16 protein-coding genes are annotated in these 17591 nt (G+C 60.3%); 9 read left to right on the forward strand and 7 right to left on the reverse strand.

From position 1 onward, the window contains the following. Positions 1-53 precede the first annotated feature (53 nt). The gene (locus AACY30_RS08630; RefSeq protein ID WP_339540159.1) at positions 54-1112 is read left to right on the forward strand and encodes an AraC family transcriptional regulator; all 1059 of its coding nucleotides are present in this window, start codon (positions 54-56) and stop codon (positions 1110-1112) included. On the opposite strand, the gene AACY30_RS08635 is transcribed toward AACY30_RS08630, so the two are convergent. The 7 genes from AACY30_RS08635 to AACY30_RS08665 form a co-directional block, all read right to left on the reverse strand. Next, entirely contained in the window at positions 1069-2523 is a 1455-nt protein-coding gene (locus AACY30_RS08635; protein WP_339417138.1) for a TrkH family potassium uptake protein, read from the reverse strand. The two genes, AACY30_RS08630 and AACY30_RS08635, sit on opposite strands and share 44 nt — an antisense overlap. A gap of 255 nt (positions 2524-2778) precedes the next feature. After that, positions 2779-4122: an imelysin family protein gene (locus tag AACY30_RS08640; protein WP_339470159.1), complete on the reverse strand. Its 1344-nt coding sequence runs from the start codon at positions 4120-4122 to the stop codon at positions 2779-2781. Between the two features lie 126 nt (positions 4123-4248). Beyond that, a complete protein-coding gene (locus AACY30_RS08645) occupies positions 4249-6300 on the reverse strand; it encodes a putative bifunctional diguanylate cyclase/phosphodiesterase (protein WP_339470160.1) in 2052 nt (683 codons plus the stop codon). 207 nt (positions 6301-6507) lie between these two features. After that, entirely contained in the window at positions 6508-6696 is a 189-nt protein-coding gene (locus AACY30_RS08650; RefSeq protein WP_339540160.1) for a hypothetical protein, read from the reverse strand. A 153-nt stretch (positions 6697-6849) separates the two neighbouring features. After that, entirely contained in the window at positions 6850-7446 is a 597-nt protein-coding gene (locus AACY30_RS08655) for a superoxide dismutase (RefSeq protein WP_017125974.1), read from the reverse strand. A 178-nt stretch (positions 7447-7624) separates the two neighbouring features. Then, on the reverse strand, positions 7625-8224 hold the full coding sequence (locus tag AACY30_RS08660) for a LysE/ArgO family amino acid transporter (RefSeq protein ID WP_339540161.1): 600 nt from the start codon (positions 8222-8224) through the stop codon (positions 7625-7627). Between the two features lie 5 nt (positions 8225-8229). Beyond that, positions 8230-8631 carry an ACT domain-containing protein gene (locus tag AACY30_RS08665; RefSeq protein WP_049711792.1) on the reverse strand — a complete coding sequence of 134 codons (402 nt, stop codon included), beginning with the start codon at positions 8629-8631 and terminating at the stop codon, positions 8230-8232. Positions 8632-8727: 96 nt separating this feature from the next. Between AACY30_RS08665 and AACY30_RS08670 the strand changes: the two genes are divergently transcribed. From AACY30_RS08670 to AACY30_RS08705, 8 genes are all read left to right on the forward strand, one after another. Next, positions 8728-9624, forward strand: a complete 897-nt coding sequence (locus AACY30_RS08670) for a LysR family transcriptional regulator ArgP (RefSeq protein WP_339540162.1) — start codon at positions 8728-8730, stop codon at positions 9622-9624. 98 nt (positions 9625-9722) lie between these two features. Beyond that, positions 9723-10721: an NAD-dependent epimerase/dehydratase family protein gene (locus AACY30_RS08675; RefSeq protein WP_339470164.1), complete on the forward strand. Its 999-nt coding sequence runs from the start codon at positions 9723-9725 to the stop codon at positions 10719-10721. Positions 10722-10835: 114 nt separating this feature from the next. Next, positions 10836-11681 carry an ATPase gene (locus AACY30_RS08680; protein WP_339470166.1) on the forward strand — a complete coding sequence of 282 codons (846 nt, stop codon included), beginning with the start codon at positions 10836-10838 and terminating at the stop codon, positions 11679-11681. Between the two features lie 210 nt (positions 11682-11891). Further along, positions 11892-13151 (forward strand): D-mannose isomerase, encoded by a 1260-nt coding sequence (locus AACY30_RS08685; protein ID WP_339540163.1) that lies wholly within the window; start codon positions 11892-11894, stop codon positions 13149-13151. 104 nt (positions 13152-13255) lie between these two features. Next, positions 13256-14542: an ABC transporter substrate-binding protein gene (locus AACY30_RS08690; RefSeq protein WP_339417115.1), complete on the forward strand. Its 1287-nt coding sequence runs from the start codon at positions 13256-13258 to the stop codon at positions 14540-14542. Between the two features lie 101 nt (positions 14543-14643). Beyond that, complete coding sequence (locus AACY30_RS08695; RefSeq protein ID WP_339470168.1) at positions 14644-15552, forward strand: carbohydrate ABC transporter permease; 909 nt, start codon at positions 14644-14646, stop codon at positions 15550-15552. Then, positions 15545-16390, forward strand: coding sequence for a carbohydrate ABC transporter permease (locus AACY30_RS08700; protein ID WP_065873551.1), 846 nt, complete (start codon positions 15545-15547; stop codon positions 16388-16390). Before AACY30_RS08695 ends, AACY30_RS08700 begins: the two co-directional genes overlap by 8 nt. Positions 16391-16392: 2 nt before the next feature. Further along, positions 16393-17553, forward strand: a complete 1161-nt coding sequence (locus tag AACY30_RS08705; protein ID WP_339417111.1) for an ABC transporter ATP-binding protein — start codon at positions 16393-16395, stop codon at positions 17551-17553. Positions 17554-17591: the final 38 nt, after the last annotated feature.

Here is a 17591-nt window from a genome sequence, read left to right on the forward strand (position 1 = left end):
AGTATCCTTGGCTTCCTGGCTGCCATTTGAACCTGCTTTTTTAAGAAGACGCCATGAGCGAACGAACAACTTCTGCAAGCTGGGCGATGGGGATCGTCAAGGCATTGGAAATGGACGGCTTGGATTGCCGCGCCTTGTTCAAGCAGCTCGGCCTGGACTACGCCGCCCTGAATGACCCCGATGCGCGGTTTCCGCAAGACTCCATGACGCGCCTGTGGCAACGGGCGGTAGCGCTTTCAGGCAACCCGGCGATCGGCCTGAACATGGGTAAAGTGGTGCGCCCGGCGTCGTTTCATGTGGCTGGCTATGCACTGATGTCCAGCAATACCCTTGCCGAGGGCTTTATGCGCCTGGTGCGCTACCAGCGCATCATTGCCGAAAGTGCAGACCTGAGTTTCCGACTGATCCCCGAAGGTTATGCGCTGATTCTGACGGTGCATGGCGATCACCTGCCGCCCACCCGGCAAAGCGCCGAAGCTTCGCTGGCCAGCGCCTTGGCCCTGTGCGGTTGGCTGACCGGTCGTACCCTGCAGCCGCGCAAGGTGGTGTTGCAAGGTGATCAGCCGGCGGACCTGTCGCCCTACAAACAAGCCTTCCATGCGCCTTTGGAATTCAACGCACCCTATGACGCGCTGATTTTCGAGCGGGCCGACATGGACGCGCAGTTGCCCACGGCCAACGAAGCCATGGCGCTGCTGCATGATCGATTTGCCGGCGAATACCTGGCGCGTTTTTCGGAGAGCCGCGTGACCCACAAGGCACGGCAGGTGTTGTGCCGGCTGTTGCCCCAGGGTGAGCCCAAACGAGAAGTGGTGGCCCAGACGTTGCACCTTTCCCAGCGCACCTTGCAGCGGCGTCTACAGGAGGAGGGCACCAGCTTCCAGACCCTGCTCGATGACACCCGCCGCGAATTGGCCGAGCAGTACCTGGCGCAGCCCAGCATGACGTTATTGGAAATCGCCTACCTGTTGGGTTTTGCCGACCCGAGCAACTTCTTTCGCGCGTTTCGTCGTTGGTTCGACGCCACGCCCGGCGAATACCGGGCGCGGTTGCTGGAAGCGTCGGCCGTCAGTGGCGCCAAAACGCCGGAATGCACAGAACAAAGACCGTAATGATCTCCAGTCGGCCCAGCAGCATGCCGAGTGACAGGATCCACTTGGCCGCATCCGGCAGGCTGGCGAAGTTACCCGCAGGGCCAATGGTTTCGCCCAGGCCAGGGCCGACGCCGGAGACGGTACTGGCTGCGCCGGTCAAGGCGGTCATCCAGTCCAGGCCCAGAAGCGACAAGGCCAGGGCGATGGCGCAGATGGTAATGGCGAAGAAAAACGAGAACGTCAGGATCGAACGCACGATCTCTTCGTCAAGGCGATGGCCGTTGTACTTCTGCTTGATCACCGCGCGCGGGTGAATCAACTGGTTCAAGTTGGCCTTGAGCAGGATATAGGCGACCTGAAAGCGGAAGATCTTGATCCCACCCGCCGTAGAGCCTGAACAACCACCGATAAAGCCCAGGTAAAAGAACAGCATCAGTGAGAAGTTGCCCCACAGGCTGTAGTCCCCCAATGCAAAACCCGTGGTGGTGACCACCGAGGTCACGTTCAACGCCACATGACGCAAGGCTTCCAGCCAATGCAGGTTGGTGGTCCACCAGTACCAGGTGCCCAGTACCAGCCAGGTCACGATCAACAAACCGAGCAAACCCTGCACTTGCTGATCCTTGATCAACGCCTTGCGGTTGCCACGCAAGGTGGCCACATAGAGCGTGAACGGCAAGCTGCCGAGGATCATCACCACCACCGCCACCCAGTGCACGGCAGGTTGTTTCCAGTGGGCCAGGGACTCATCCGAAGTGGAGAAGCCCCCGGTGGAAATCGCCGACATCGCGTGGTTGATCGCATCGAACAGGCCCATCCCGGCCCACCAGAACGCCAGGCTGCCGAGGATGGTGATGCCGACGTAGGCCGCCACGATCAGCCGCGCCACCATGTGCGAGCGGGGCATGACCTTTTCCGAGCGGTCCGAGGATTCGGTCTGGAACAGGCGCATGCCACCAATGCGCAGCAGTGGCAGGATCGCCACCGCCATGCCGATAAAGCCGATGCCACCCAGCCAGTGCAGCAGCGAGCGCCAGATCAGGATGCCTGGCGACATGGCGTCCAGGCCGCTCAACACGGTGGAGCCGGTGGCGGTGATACCGGACATGCTTTCAAAAAACGAGTCGGTGTAGCTGATGTGTTGGGTCAACAGAAACGGCAACGCCGCAAAGATGCACACCACCACCCAGCTTGTCACTGTGAGCAGGTACATGTCCCGCGGGCGCAGGTGCACATGCTCGGGGCGACCTGGAATCACCAGGGCCAGGCCGGCAAGAAAGGTGATCATGCTGGCCCACAGGAAAGAGGGCAGGTCACTGGTGCGTTCGAAGATCACCAGGGTCGCCATTGGCACGACCATGGCGATCGCGAGGGTGATCAGGAAGATGCCGATGATGAAACCGATAATGCGTAGGGTCGGCAACGCCATGAAGTGAGCTCGGGGTTATTGGGCAGAGGCGCCATTCTACCTGCGGTGCAGGTCTTGTAAACCGGGGCTTGGAAGCGATGTAAGTCTAATGTGGGCTTGCTCGCGAATGCGCAGTGTCAGTCAACGGATTCACTTGCTGATCCACCGCATTCGCGAGCAAGCCCGCACACATTGGTTTTGTGGCGCCTGATTGATTGTCGACAGGCACACACAAAAAAGGCGACCCAAAGGCCGCCTTTTCCAATTCGCTACTGATCAGAACTCGTGATCAGCGCTGTCCGGGTTCAAGTCGCTGATGCCCAGCTTGCCTGCCGCCGCTTCGATCGAACCGGTCTGCTTGACCAGCGCAGCGATGGCGTCACGCACGATCTGGTTGCCCGCATCGTTACCGGCAGCGATCAACTGGTCGTAGTGCTCACCCTTGTTGGCGTGGTCAACCATGACCTGGATCTTCGCTTCGGTGGCTGCCAGCTCCGCTTTCAGCGCGGTATCGGCAGCTGGATCGGCCTTGGCCACCAGGGATGACAGGCTGGCGCCGGTCATTTTGGTGCCGTCAACGCGGGTGTACTCGCCCAGGTAGACGTTGCGGATACCCTTGGCGTCATAGAAGTGCGAGTTGTGGGTGTTGTCGCTGAAGCAGTCTTGCTCGTCTTCCGGCGAGTTGGCTTCCAGGGAAACCTTCATGCGCTCACCGGCCAGTTCGCCGAGGGACAGGCTGCCCATGCCGAACAGCATCTTGCGCACGCCGTCGGTGGCAGGTTCTGCCTCCAGGGTGGCGCGGTAGTTGTCTTCGACGTTTGGTTTCCAGTTGCCGACCATTTCTTCCAGGTCGCTGACCAGCAGTTGAGTCACAGCGCTCAGGTAGGCACGGCGACGCTCGTTGTGGCCGCCTGTAGCGCCGTCGCCGGTCAGGTAGTCCGACGCAGGACGGTTGCCGGCGCCTGGGCCGGTGCCGTTCAGGTCTTGGCCCCAGAGCAGGAATTCGATGGCGTGGTAACCGGTGGCGACGTTGGCCTCGGAACCGCCCAGCTCATTGAGGCTGGCGAGTTTTTCCGGGGTGATGTCCTTCACGTCGACCTTGTCTTCGCCGACCTGGATCTCGGTATTGGCGATGATGTTGGCGGTGGCGCCTGGGTTACCCAAGGCGTGTTCGTAGGACTTGTCGGTGTAGTCGATCAGGCCTTCGTCGAGCGGCCATGCGTTCACCTGGCCTTCCCAGTCGTCGATGATGGTGTTGCCGAAGCGGAATACTTCGCTTTGCAGGTACGGAACGCGGGCGGCGACCCAGGCGGTACGCGCGGCTTTCAGGGTTTCGTCGTTCGGCTTGGCGAGAAACGCGTCGATCGCAGTTTGCAGGGTTTTAGCGGTGGACTCGGCGTCACTGTAGACCGCAAACACCATGTCTGCGTAATGCGCGACCACGGCCTTGGCGGCGGCTTCGTCGATCTGACCGGCAGGGGTGGCAGCGGCTGGAGCGGTGGTGCTGGTAGCCGGGGTCGGCGCCTGGTTTGCAGGGGCCTTGTCTTTACCTTCGCCGCAACCGGCGAGAGAAATGGCAATGGCCAGTAGACTGGCGGTGGCCAGGGGCATACGAATCATGGCGAACATCCTGCTTCGGTTGTTGAGAGGGCGCGCGGGGGCGCGCAAAGCTGCGACATAATGCGAAAGATTTGCATTTTGTGTAAAGGGTTATACGCGGGAAATATTCAGTATCATCTTGCCAGGTCAGAGAATGGCGGCGTTATTGCGCTCCGATTGCTTCAAAAAAGCCGCCAGCTCTCGGGCCTGCAAGGGTTTGCTGTAGTGGTAACCCTGACCCTCATGGCAGCCTTCGGAGATGATGTAAGCCTCCTGCTCAGCGGTTTCCACGCCTTCGGCGATCACCTGCATGCCCAGGCTTTTGCCCAGCTGGATGATCGCGCGCACGATGGTGGCGTCGTCGTCATCGTCCAGCAGGTCCTGGACGAAGCTCTTGTCTATCTTGATCTTGTCCAAGGGCAGGCTTTTCAAGTAGCTGAGGGATGAGTAGCCGGTGCCGAAGTCATCAATCGCGATCAACGCCCCGGACCGGCGCAGGCTCAGCAGGTGCTGGGCGGCGGTGCTGATGTCTTCCATCAAGCCGGTTTCCGTGACTTCCAGTTCCAGGCTGCGCGGCGGCAAGCGGTAGATTTGCATCAGGTTATTGACCACCCGCGGCAACTCGGTGTGGTGCAACTGCACGGTGGACAGGTTGACCGCCATGCGCAGGTCGGTAAAGCCCAGGTCGTGCCATTCGCGTAATTGGCGGCAGGCTTGGTCGAGTACCCATTCGCCTATCGGGATAATCGTGCCGTTTTGCTCCGCCAGCGGGATAAACAGGTCCGGCGGGACCATGCCGTGTTCCGGGTGCTGCCAGCGCAGCAGGGCTTCCACGCCCACTACACGGTGGTCGCGGTAACTGATCTGCGGCTGGTACACCAGGTGGAATTGATTGCGGCTGAGGGCGTCGCGCAGGTCTTTTTCCAGCTCCCGGCGGCGGCGCATTTCACTGTCGACGCTGGCGATATAGAACTGATAGCGGTTGCGCGAGCGGGTCTTGGCCAGGGTCATGGTCTGTTCGGCTTTTTGCAGCAGCGTTTCAGTGCTGTCGCCGTCTTCCGGGAATAAGGTGATGCCGATGGTGGCGCGCAGTCGAATCTGTTGGTGATCGAGGACGAAGTCTGCTTCCAGGTCATCAAGGATGCTTTGCGCCAGCTCGGCGGCTTCGTAAGGCTGTTCGATATCGGCTTGGACCAGCGCAAACTGATCTCCGCCCAGACGGGCCAGGGTGCCGAGGCGCCCACTGTGCGCGCGTAAACGGTCTGCCAGCGCCAGCAGCAGTTTGTCGCCGGCCTGATAGGTGAACTGTTCGTTGACGCTTTTGAAATCATCCAGCCCCACGCACAACACTGCTACGCGCCGTTGTCGGCGGCCTGCGTCAATAAGGATCTTGTCCAGTTGCTCCTGCAGTTTCTGGCGGTTCGGTAAACCGGTCAGGAAGTCGTACTGGGCCATGCGCAGCAGGCTGGTTTCGGCTTCATGGCGCAGGTGGGTGTTGCGCTCGATTGACTCGAGCAGCTGGTTGGCGGTGTTGATCCACAGCCCCAATTCGTTGCGTTCGTGACCCTTGAGCTGCGGGATCTTGTGTTCGCTGGGCCGGTCCGGGTTGATCGACGTCAGGTGTTCGATAATCCGCGACAGCGGCTTGGTCAGCAGCCAGTGATAAACCAGGTAGAGCACCAGGCCCATGGCGAGGGCGCGCAATACACCGGAAATAAAAATAATCACCGAATTGACGATAAATCCCTGGCCATAGGTGGCCGTGTCGAGGGTGATACTCAGGTCACCGTAATACTCGCTGTAGGGGCCTTTGCCGACCAGGGGCGTGGTAAACGTGCGTTCCTGGCCAAGAATCAGGTCGGTCAACCAGCGGCTGGGGGCGTGCTGCAAAGTGCGGCTCTTCTCGGCCAGCATGGTTTCGTCGGGGTGGCCGATGGACGCCATGCGCACCGCGTCATCCTGGAACAGCCCCTCAATCACTTGCATGCCCATTTCGCGGTCCAGGCTGTAGATGGCCTGGGTCGAGGGGTCGCGAAACATGTCGAGGATGCGCTGTGCATCGCTGACCACGGCCTGGCGCGTCTTGTAGGCATCGTAAACGATCTGCGCCACGCTCAGCGATACGCCCACAATCAATGCCGACAGCAGCACAACCCGTAGCAACTTCACGGACAAGCTGTTCTTGAGTTCCAGCTTCAAAGGGGCATTCCTTGTCTCATGCGGGTGGCCTTCAATATGCCATGAGTATTGGCAATCACGTGAGGGCAGTCAAAGGAACATTAGAGCCGCAGACGTCTTGATGCGGGATACGCAGAAAAAACCAAAAAAAACGGCGGATTTACTCCGCCGTCTGGGTGCTCGACTGACCTGTGGTCAGGTCAATGCCCTTCCAGGCCGTGAGCGTGTTCACTGATAATCGGAAATCTCGATCTTTGGCGGCGGTGGCGGCATCATGTCTTCGCCTGGCCGGCCGGGTGCATTGGCACCACCGCCTTCACCGCCCCCTCCACCACCCGCACCACCGGCGAGGCCTTTCATCAGCCCGCTGATGAGTTGCATCGCCATCTGCCCACCTGCTTTTCCGATTTCTTCCATCGTGACTCTCCAGAAGCGTGTGAGAGGGTTATTCCTCTCACTGCGTGGGTGGCACATTCCTTTGTGCGGGTTCCACCATTCCGGGCAAGTCGCTGATGTTGAACGCACAAAAAAGCCCGGCAATCGCCGGGCTCTTTCTACTGCAAGCGTTGCTTAGGCAGTGAAGGTTTTGCCTTCGAACTGCTCAGCCACGAACTTCCAGTTGACCAGGTTCCAGAACGCTTCCACATACTTTGGACGCACGTTGCGGTAGTCGATGTAGTAGGCGTGTTCCCACACATCGCAGGTCAGCAGCGGGGTGTCACCGCTGGTCAGCGGGTTGCCGGCGCCGATGGTGCTGGCCAGGGCCAGGGAACCGTCAGCCTTTTTCACCAGCCAGCCCCAACCGGAACCGAAGGTGCCGACAGAAGTCTTGGTGAACTCTTCCTTGAACTTGTCGAACGAACCAAACGCAGCGTTGATGGCTTCAGCCAGCGCGCCGGTAGGTTGGCCGCCGGCGTTTGGCGCCAGGCAGTTCCAGTAGAAGGTGTGGTTCCAGACCTGAGCGGCGTTGTTGAAGATGCCGCCCGAAGAGGATTTAACGATCTCTTCCAGGGTCTTGCCTTCGAACTCGGTGCCTGGCACCAGGTTGTTCAGGTTCACGACATAGGTGTTGTGGTGCTTGTCGTGGTGAAATTCCAAGGTTTCCTTGGAGATGTGCGGCTGCAGGGCATCGTGTGCGTAGGGCAGCGGCGGCAATTCGAAAGCCATGATGATTCTCCTAATCAGGTCAGTTGCGGTGAGCGCAAGGCCGATCACGGGCGGCCAAACAAGCGCCGGGGAGTTTGTACTCTTTGCGGCGCCGGGTCCGGATCATAGCACCGGGGGTGCGGCAAAACCACGCAACAACTGTGTGGGATAGAGGTTCCAGAGCGTTTTGGAATATTCCTCAGGCGCTGATCAATTGGTAGGCCACGCTGAACATCATCAGCGCTACCAACAGGTCCAGCAGGCGCCAGGTGGCGGGACGCGCCAGCCAGGGGGCCAGCCAGGCCGCGCCGAGTGCCAAAGTCGCGAACCACAGGAGCGAGGCGCTGGCGGCACCGGCCACATAGGCGCCGGGCTCGGTTTGTTGCGCGCCGAGAGAGCCGATCAGCAATACAGTGTCCAAGTACACGTGAGGGTTGAGCAGTGTCACCGCCAAGGCACTGAGCAACACGGCGCGCAAGGACCGCACCCGCAGGTTGTCGCCTTGTTCCAGGCTCTGTTTTGAACAGGCCCGACGCAGTGCACAAGCCCCGTACCAGATCAGGAATGCTGCGCCGCCCCAGCGCGCAATCGCCAGCAGTAAAGGGTTTTGTGCCAGCACTGTGGCCAGGCCAAACACCCCGGCAGCCACCAGCAGGGCATCGCAGATCACACACAACGCCGCGACCGGCAAGTGATGCTCGCGACGCAGGCTTTGCGCCAATACAAAGGCATTCTGTGAACCGATGGCCATGATCAGGCCGAGCGCGACCAGCAGGCCATTCAGATAGCTTTGCCACATAGGGTTTACTCCGCGTCCGCTGCCAATTGCCGCAAAACGTGCAGGGCGCGCTCGGCGTCGGCACGCCCGACAAACAGGTGGTCGTGGTAATAGCCGGCAATCACATTGCAACTGATGCCGGCCTTGCCCAGTGCGCTGGCGAAGGCGGCGGTCAAGCCCACGGCTTCCAGGGCCGAGTGCACATTCAAGGTGATCCACGCGGCAACGTAGTCAAAGGCCAGGCCCGCCTGTTCCGCCTGCTGGCGTTCAACGATCAGGGTCAGGCCTTCCTGCTCGCGAAAGCTGCCGATCACCTCGCAACCGGCAGGGATACGGTGATCGGGCAGGGTGCAGAACACGTAGTCACCCTCATTGAGATGGGGGCTCATGCTGCGCAGCAAGGTTGCCAGGGCGGTTTCGCCTGCCATGGGAGGTTCCTTATAGAGAGAAGCGATGCTGGCTATTCTCTTGGCATAGGCTGTATAAGAAAAACAAATATTACTGATCGCTCATTAGAGAAACTGATGTTCGACTATAAATTGCTTTCTGCCCTGGCGGCGGTGGTGGAACAGGCTGGCTTCGAGCGCGCCGCGCAAGTGTTGGGGCTCTCGCAATCGGCGATCTCCCAGCGCATCAAGTTGCTCGAGGCGCGCATCGGCCAGCCGGTGCTGGTGCGGGCCACGCCGCCGACGCCTACCGAGATCGGCCGTCGCCTGCTCAACCATGTGCAACAGGTGCGCCTGTTGGAGCGCGACCTGCAAAGTCAGGTGCCGGCACTGGACGAGGAAGGCATGCCCGAGCGTCTGCGCATCGCGTTAAACGCCGATAGCCTGGCCACCTGGTGGGCCGAGGCCGTCAGCGATTTTTGCGCCGAACAACATTTGCTGCTGGATTTGGTGGTGGAAGACCAGACCGTGGGCCTCAAACGCATGCGTGCTGGCGAAGTGGCCGCCTGCATCTGCGCCAGCGAGCGCCCGGTTGCTGGGGCACGCAGCCTGTTGCTGGGCGCTATGCGCTACCGGGCGCTGGCGAGCCCGGCTTTTATAACCCGGCACTTTCCGGATGGCGTACGCGCTGATCAACTGGCGCGCACCCCGGCACTGGTGTTCGGCCCGGATGATTTCCTGCAACACCGCTACCTGGCGTCCCTCGGCGTGGACGGTGGTTTCGAGCACCATTTGTGCCCATCGTCCGAAGGCTTCATCCGTTTGACAGAAGCAGGCCTGGGCTGGGGGCTGGTGCCGGAATTGCAGGTGCGCGACCCACTGGAAAAGGGCGTATTGGTCGAGTTATTGCCAGATAAGCCCATCGACGTGCCGTTGTACTGGCATCATTGGCGCGGTGGCGGGCAACTGCTGGGCTTGTTGACCGATCACCTGGCCCAGGCATGTGGCCAATGGTTGGTGCCCTATCAGCAGTGACAAGCGTCAAGCTGCAAGCTGCAAGAGAAGAACTTGCAGATCGTATTTAACTTGCGGCTTATAGCTTGAAGCTTGCAGCTGCATCCGTAGGAGGCTCCATGAAAGTTCTGGTCACCGGCGCAAGCGGCTTCATTGGCGGGCGCTTTGCGCGTTTCGCCTTGGAGCAGGGCCTGGACGTGCGGGTCAACGGGCGGCGCGCCGAAGGTGTGGAACACCTGGTGAGGCGCGGCGCTGAGTTTATCCAGGGTGATCTGAATGACGCCGACCTGGTGCGCGGGCTGTGCCGCGATGTCGAAGCCGTGGTGCATTGCGCTGGCGCTGTCGGGCTGTGGGGGCGCTATCAGGACTTTCACCAGGGCAACGTGCTGGTCACTGAGAACGTGGTCGAGGCCTGCCTCAAGCAACGGGTCGGCCGACTGGTGCACCTGTCGTCGCCATCGATCTACTTTGACGGCCGCGACCACCTGGGCCTGACTGAAGAGCAAGTCCCCAAGCGCTTCAAGCATCCCTATGCAGCCACCAAATACCTGGCGGAACAAAAGGTATTCGGCGCCCAGGAGTTCGGCCTCGAAGTGCTGGCCCTGCGCCCGCGCTTCGTTACTGGCGCCGGCGACATGAGCATCTTCCCACGCCTGCTGAAAATGCAGCGCAAGAACCGCCTGGCTATCGTCGGCGATGGCCTGAACAAAGTCGATTTCACCAGCGTGCACAACCTCAACGAAGCGCTGCTCAGCAGCCTGCTCGCTACCGGTTCAGCGCTAGGCAAGGCCTACAACATCAGCAACGGCACGCCGGTGCCGGTGTGGGATGTGGTGAACTACGTGATGCGCCAAATGGAGTTGCCGCAGGTAACGCGGTATCGGTCCTACGGTTTGTCCTACAGCGTAGCGGCCCTCAACGAAGCCTTCTGCGCAATGTGGCCAGGGCGTCCGGAGCCAGCATTGTCACGCCTGGGCATGCAAGTCATGAACAAAGATTTCACGTTAGACATCAGCCGCGCCAGGCATTATCTGGACTACGAGCCCAAGGTCAGCCTGTGGACCGCCCTCGACGAGTTCTGCAGTTGGTGGAAGGCCCAGGACCCAGGGTTCAAGTAAGCACACAACAGGCAACACTTCGGGAACCGAATCTGGCATTCCAGGTCGATCAGTGCGCCGGGAAGGCGGTTTATACTCCCGTCGCTCGCCACTTCACCGATTCAGGGTTGATTCATGCGCAACGATGCTAAAGACGACTTCGACAACGTTCCCAGCCTGCGGGCCGATGTCGGGGATGACGATGATTTCGAACCTACCCCGGCCACCTCGGTGCGTTCGCGCAACACTAAGGTCGTCAAGGTCAAGAGCGCCAGCACTGGCCCGTTGTGGGCTTTGATCGGCGCTTTGCTGATCGCTTTTGCGGGCCTGGCCTGGTGGAGCTTCCAGCAGATTTCCCTGATGGGCCAGCAATTGGTTGCCACCCAGGAAAGTTTTGCGCGCATCAGCGAAGAAGCGGCGGGGCGTCTGCAAGATATTTCCGGCAAGGTGGTGGCCAGTGAAGCCAGCGTCAACAACGGCAGCGAAGCGTTGAAACTGCAGATCAAGCAACTCGAAAGCCAGTTGCTGGAGCAGGGCAAACAGCAGGTCGGCGTGGCCGGCCGGGCCACCGAGTTGGATAAGCGCCTGGCGCAAATGACAGCCAGCACCACTGAACTGTCTAACGCCAACAGCAAGCTGCAAGGCCAGGTCCAGGCCCTGACCGACGCCGTGGCGACGCTTAAGGCGGCGCAAGGCGACGCAGGTAAGCGCGATGCCGAAATCAAAGAGCTTTCCGCTGACGTGGCCGCGTTGAAGAAACAGGGCAACCCAAGTGCGGCCATCGCCCGCATCGAGCAGGATCTGGTAGTGCTCAAAAGCGCGCAGGATAACCAGCCGGTCAATAGCGATGCGCCTACGAATAAAGAGTTCGACGTGTTCCGCATCCAGACCACGCGTAACATCACCACCTTGCAGAGCCAGGTGCGGAACCTGCAGCAACAGCTCAACGCGCCGGCGAAGATCACCCCGCGTGGCCAGTGACCGTTGCTGAGATAACACGGGTGTAAACCGATTTAAATGGGGGGGGGCGAGCACGCCCGCTCCCCCATTCGAGTTGCAGCCAAGCGCTCGATAATGGTCGCTTGCAACATTGTCACCAGTCGGTGACATTTCCCATCCCCTTCGTTACATGCCCCCACCGCGCCCTTGTTTAGACTCCGGTCATCCCACAAAAAATAATAAGGGCCACCCATGACCACGCAACCACTGCCTGCCAGCAGTTGGCTGAACGCGCCTGCCCATCGCGCTTGGCTCGCCGCTGAAGGCCAGCGCCTGCTGGCATTCGCCAAGGCATCTCGACTGCCCGATGGTTTCGGCAACCTTGACGACAAGGGCCAGCTGCCAGCCGATGCCCACGCCGAAACCATGAACACCGCCCGCATGACTCACAGCTTCGCCATGGCTCATGCCTTGGGCTTGCCTGGGTATGCCGAGCTGGTCGCACACGGTGTGGCGGCCCTCAGTGGTCCGCTGCGCGACGCTGAGCACGGAGGCTGGTTCGCCGCCCCCCACGCCCTCGATGGCAATCGTGGCAAGGCTGCTTACCTGCACGCCTTTGTCGCCTTGGCCGCGAGCTCGGCGGTGGTGGCCGGCGCTCCCGGTGCACAAAACCTGTTGAACGACGCCATCCATATCATCGACCAGTTTTTCTGGAGCGAGGAGGAGGGCGTGATGCTCGAGTCGTTCGCCCAAGACTGGAGCGGCATCGAAGCCTATCGCGGCGCCAACAGCAACATGCACGCCACCGAAGCCTTCCTCGCCCTGGCCGATGTCACCGGCGATACACGCTGGCTGGACCGCGCGATGCGGATCGTCGAGCGGGTGATCCACACCCACGCCGCCGGCAACCAGCACATGGTGATCGAGCATTTCGACGCGCACTGGCAACCGCTGCTCGGTTACAACGAAGACAACCCCGCCGACGGCTTCCGGCCCTACGGCATTACCCCCGGCCACGGTTTTGAATGGGCACGGTTGGTGCTGCATTTGGAAGCGGCACGCCTGCAAGCCGGGTTGGCCACGCCGGACTGGTTGGTGAACGACGCCAAGGGCCTGTTCGCCAGCGCCTGCGAATATGCCTGGTCCGTGGATGGCGCCCCCGGCATCGTCTACACCCTGGACTGGACCTACCGACCGGTTGTGCGCGAGCGCTTGCATTGGACCCACGCCGAAGCCAGCGCCGCTGCCCAAGCCTTGCTCAAGCGTACCGGCGAGTTGCACTACGAAACGTGGTACCGGCGCTTCTGGGAGTTTTGCGAGGCCCACTTTATCGACCGTACCCACGGCAGTTGGCACCACGAACTCAGCCCTCATAACACGCCCAGCAGCAACATCTGGGGCGGCAAGCCAGACCTGTACCATGCCTGGCAAGCGGTATTGCTGCCTGTGCTGCCGTTAGCGCCAAGCATGGCCAGTGCAATAGGGGCTGGGCGTTATGTCACCAGTTGGTGACATTTGGGCGTCCCTTTGTTACCTGCGCCTCAAAAATCCATGTTTAAACTCCGTGCAGCGCAAGCTTAAGACTTGCATGCATAACAACAAGAAAAGGTATTCAGATGAACGCGATTAATCGCCTCGCCGTAGCTATTTCCATTGCCTCGTTGTTTCCCCTCAGTGCATTTGCCGCCGACTCGAAAGGGACGGTTGAAGTTGTGCATTGGTGGACCTCGGGCGGTGAAAAAGCGGCTGTAGATGTCCTGAAGGCCCAAGTTGAAAAAGACGGCTTCACCTGGAAAGACGGTGCCGTCGCAGGTGGCGGTGGCGCCACGGCCATGACCGTGCTGAAAAGCCGCGCGGTCGCCGGCAACCCGCCCGCCGTTGCCCAGATCAAAGGCCCCGACATCCAGGAATGGGCGTCCACCGGCCTGCTCGACACCGACGTTCTGAAGTCTGTCGCCAAAGACGAAAAATGGGACTCCCTGCTCGACAAGAAAGTCTCCGACACCGTGAAGTACGACGGTGACTACGTTGCCGTACCGGTCAACATCCACCGCGTGAACTGGCTGTGGATCAACCCGGAAGTCTTCAAGAAAGCCGGCATCACCAAGAACCCAACCACCCTCGAAGAATTCTACGCAGCGGGCGACAAGCTCAAGGCCGCGGGCTTCATTCCGCTCGCCCATGGTGGCCAGCCGTGGCAGGACAGCACCGTTTTCGAAGCCGTCGTCCTGTCGGTGATGGGTGCCGATGGCTACAAGAAAGCCCTGGTCGACCTGGATAACGCCGCACTGACCGGTCCGGAAATGGTCAAGTCGCTGACCGAGCTGAAGAAAGTCGCGACTTACATGGACGTCGACGGTAAAGGCCAGGACTGGAACCTCGAAGCGGGCAAAGTCATCAACGGCAAGGCCGGCATGCAGATCATGGGTGACTGGGCCAAGTCCGAATGGACCGCTGCCAAGAAAGTCGCCGGTAAAGACTACGAGTGCGTAGCGTTCCCGGGCACCGACAAAGCCTTTACCTACAACATCGACTCCCTGGCGGTGTTCAAGCAGAAAGACAAAGGCACTGCGGCGGGTCAGCAGGACATCGCCAAAGTCGTGCTGGGTGAAAACTTCCAGAAAGTGTTCAGCATCAACAAGGGTTCGATCCCTGTGCGTAACGACATGCTGACCAAAATGGATTCGTACGGCTTCGACTCTTGCGCCCAGGCTGCCGCCAAGGACTTCCTGGCAGACGCCAAGACCGGCGGCCTGCAGCCAAGCATGGCGCACAACATGGCTACGACCCTGGCTGTGCAAGGTGCGTTCTTTGACGTCGTGACCAACTTCATCAACGACCCGAAAGCTGACCCAGCCGACACCGCCAAGAAACTCGGCGCTGCGATCAAGTCGGCCAAATAAGCTACAAGCTGCAAGTTAAACGCTGCAACTGGTGTGCTGCCTCTCTTGCCGCTTGTAGCTTGTAACTTGCAGCTGCCTTTATTCTTTTAGTGGATTTTCCCATGAGTTCTGTTGCTGTGTTCAGCAAAGCCTCGCCGTTCGATGCACTGCAGCGCTGGCTACCCAAACTGGTGCTGGCGCCCAGCATGTTCATCGTGTTGGTGGGCTTCTACGGCTACATCCTGTGGACGTTTGTACTGTCGTTTACGACATCTACGTTCCTGCCAAGCTACAAATGGGCGGGTCTTGCGCAATATGAGCGTCTGTTCGACAACGACCGCTGGTGGGTCGCGAGCAAGAACTTGGCCCTGTTTGGCGGGATGTTTATCGGCATCACCCTGGTTATCGGCGTGACACTGGCGATCTTCCTCGACCAGAAAATCCGTCGCGAAGGCTTTATCCGCACCGTTTACCTGTACCCCATGGCGCTCTCGATGATCGTCACCGGTACCGCCTGGAAATGGCTGCTCAACCCGGGCATGGGCCTGGACAAACTTCTGCGTGACTGGGGCTGGGAAGGCTTCCGTCTCGATTGGCTGATCGACCCGGACCGCGTGGTCTACTGCCTGGTGATTGCCGCGGTATGGCAAGCGTCGGGCTTCATCATGGCGATGTTCCTCGCCGGCCTGCGGGGGGTTGATCAATCGATCATCCGCGCCGCGCAGATCGACGGCGCGAGCATGCCGCGCATCTACTGGAGCGTGGTGCTGCCGAGCCTGCGTCCGGTGTTCTTCAGTGCGGTGATGATCCTGGCGCACATTGCGATCAAGAGCTTCGACCTGGTGGCGGCGATGACTGCTGGCGGCCCAGGCTATTCGTCCGACCTGCCTGCGATGTTCATGTACTCGTTCACCTTCAGCCGTGGCCAGATGGGCGTGGGCTCGGCCAGTGCAATCCTGATGCTCGGTGCGATCCTCGCGATCATCGTGCCTTACCTCTACTCCGAGCTGAGGACCAAACGTAATGACTAGTCTCGTCTCCAAATCGCCCATCAGCCTGAGTCGCATCGCGATCTACGCGGTGCTGATCCTTGCCGTGCTGCTGTACCTGGTGCCGCTGGTGGTGATGCTGCTCACCAGCTTCAAGACCCCGGAAGACATCAGCACCGGCAACCTGCTGAGCTGGCCAACCGTGGTCTCCGGCATCGGCTGGGTCAAGGCCTGGGCCACCGTGGATGGCTACTTCTGGAACTCGATCAAGATCACAGTGCCCGCTGTGCTGATCTCCACCGCTATCGGTGCGTTGAACGGCTACGTGCTGTCGTTCTGGCGCTTCCGGGGTTCGCAGTTGTTCTTCGGTCTGTTGTTGTTCGGCTGCTTCCTGCCATTCCAGACCGTGCTGCTGCCGGCTTCCTTCACCCTCGGCAAGATGGGCCTCGCCAGCACCACCACCGGCCTGGTGTTTATCCATGTGGTCTACGGCCTGGCGTTCACCACGCTGTTTTTCCGTAATTACTACGTCAGCATTCCGGATGCGCTGATCAAGGCGGCGCGCCTGGACGGTGCCGGTTTCTTCACCATTTTCCGCCTGATCATCCTGCCGATGTCGACCCCGATCATCATGGTCTGCCTGATCTGGCAGTTCACCCAGATCTGGAACGACTTCCTGTTCGGTGTGGTGTTCTCCAGTGGCGACTCCCAGCCCATCACGGTGGCGCTGAACAACCTGGTCAACACCAGCACTGGGGCCAAGGAATATAACGTGGACATGGCGGCGGCGATGATCGCCGGGCTGCCGACCCTGCTGGTCTATGTGATCGCAGGCAAGTATTTCGTGCGCGGCCTCACGGCCGGCGCGGTCAAGGGGTAATCATGGCTACGCTTGAACTTCGCAATGTAAACAAGACCTATGGCGCCGGCCTGCCCGACACCTTGAAGAATATCGAACTGTCGATCAAGGAAGGCGAATTCCTGATCCTGGTCGGCCCTTCGGGGTGCGGTAAATCCACGCTGATGAACTGCATCGCTGGCCTGGAAACCATCACCGGTGGCGCGATCATGATCGGTGATCAAGACGTGAGCGGCATGAGCCCCAAGGATCGCGACATCGCCATGGTGTTCCAGTCCTACGCGCTGTACCCGACCATGAGCGTGCGCGAGAACATCGAGTTCGGCCTCAAGATCCGCAAGATGCCCCAGGCCGAGATCGACGCTGAAGTGGCGCGCGTGGCCAAGCTGCTGCAGATCGAACACCTGCTTAACCGCAAGCCGGGCCAGCTATCCGGTGGCCAGCAACAGCGTGTGGCCATGGGCCGTGCCCTGGCGCGTCGGCCGAAGATCTACCTGTTCGACGAACCGCTGTCCAACCTCGACGCCAAGCTACGCGTCGAGATGCGCACCGAAATGAAACTGATGCACCAGCGTCTCAAGACCACCACGGTCTACGTGACCCACGACCAGATCGAAGCGATGACCCTGGGCGATAAAGTCGCGGTGATGAAGGACGGCATCATTCAGCAGTTCGGCACGCCAAAAGACATCTACAACAACCCGGCCAACCAGTTCGTGGCGAGCTTTATCGGTTCGCCGCCGATGAACTTCGTGCCCCTGCGCCTGCAGCGCAAGGACGGTCGCCTGGTGGCCGTGCTCGACAGCGGCCAGGCCCGTTGCGAGCTGGCGCTGAACGTGACAGACGCCGGCCTTGAAGACCGCGACGTGATCCTGGGCTTGCGTCCGGAGCAAATCATGTTGGCGGCGGGTGAGGGCGACACGGCGTCGAGTATTCGTGCCGAAGTCCAGGTCACCGAGCCGACCGGCCCGGATACCCTGGTGTTTGTGCAACTCAACGACACCAAGGTCTGCTGCCGACTGTCGCCCGACGTGGCACCCCAGGTGGGCGAGACCCTGACGTTGCAATTCGACCCTTCCAAGGTCTTGCTGTTCGACGCCCAAACGGGCGAGCGATTGGGCACTGCTTCCTCATTGCCTGCACAGGGGCATGCCGACAATGTGGCCCAATTCAAAGGCCGCTGAAGCAGATAACGTGTTGTTTTAGATAAAAAAGTTAACCG

It is taken from the genome of Pseudomonas sp. RA_5y_Pfl1_P24, from assembly GCF_963970945.1.
Lineage (GTDB): Bacteria > Pseudomonadota > Gammaproteobacteria > Pseudomonadales > Pseudomonadaceae > Aquipseudomonas > Aquipseudomonas tritici.

Bases quoted from the DNA above. Each gene is read 5' to 3' on its own strand.
- AACY30_RS08695 (WP_339470168.1), top strand. From the start codon at position 14,644: ATGAGTTCTGTTGCTGTGTTCAGCAAAGCCTCGCCGTTCGATGCACTG.
- AACY30_RS08675 (WP_339470164.1), top strand. From the start codon at position 9,723: ATGAAAGTTCTGGTCACCGGCGCAAGCGGCTTCATTGGCGGGCGCTTT.
- AACY30_RS08705 (WP_339417111.1), top strand. From the start codon at position 16,393: ATGGCTACGCTTGAACTTCGCAATGTAAACAAGACCTATGGCGCCGGC.
- AACY30_RS08670 (WP_339540162.1), top strand. From the start codon at position 8,728: ATGTTCGACTATAAATTGCTTTCTGCCCTGGCGGCGGTGGTGGAACAG.
- AACY30_RS08630 (WP_339540159.1), top strand. From the start codon at position 54: ATGAGCGAACGAACAACTTCTGCAAGCTGGGCGATGGGGATCGTCAAG.
- AACY30_RS08660 (WP_339540161.1), bottom strand. From the start codon at position 8,224: ATGTGGCAAAGCTATCTGAATGGCCTGCTGGTCGCGCTCGGCCTGATC.
- AACY30_RS08640 (WP_339470159.1), bottom strand. From the start codon at position 4,122: ATGATTCGTATGCCCCTGGCCACCGCCAGTCTACTGGCCATTGCCATT.
- AACY30_RS08680 (WP_339470166.1), top strand. From the start codon at position 10,836: ATGCGCAACGATGCTAAAGACGACTTCGACAACGTTCCCAGCCTGCGG.
- AACY30_RS08635 (WP_339417138.1), bottom strand. From the start codon at position 2,523: ATGGCGTTGCCGACCCTACGCATTATCGGTTTCATCATCGGCATCTTC.
- AACY30_RS08685 (WP_339540163.1), top strand. From the start codon at position 11,892: ATGACCACGCAACCACTGCCTGCCAGCAGTTGGCTGAACGCGCCTGCC.
- AACY30_RS08650 (WP_339540160.1), bottom strand. From the start codon at position 6,696: ATGGAAGAAATCGGAAAAGCAGGTGGGCAGATGGCGATGCAACTCATC.
- AACY30_RS08690 (WP_339417115.1), top strand. From the start codon at position 13,256: ATGAACGCGATTAATCGCCTCGCCGTAGCTATTTCCATTGCCTCGTTG.
- AACY30_RS08655 (WP_017125974.1), bottom strand. From the start codon at position 7,446: ATGGCTTTCGAATTGCCGCCGCTGCCCTACGCACACGATGCCCTGCAG.
- AACY30_RS08700 (WP_065873551.1), top strand. From the start codon at position 15,545: ATGACTAGTCTCGTCTCCAAATCGCCCATCAGCCTGAGTCGCATCGCG.
- AACY30_RS08665 (WP_049711792.1), bottom strand. From the start codon at position 8,631: ATGGCAGGCGAAACCGCCCTGGCAACCTTGCTGCGCAGCATGAGCCCC.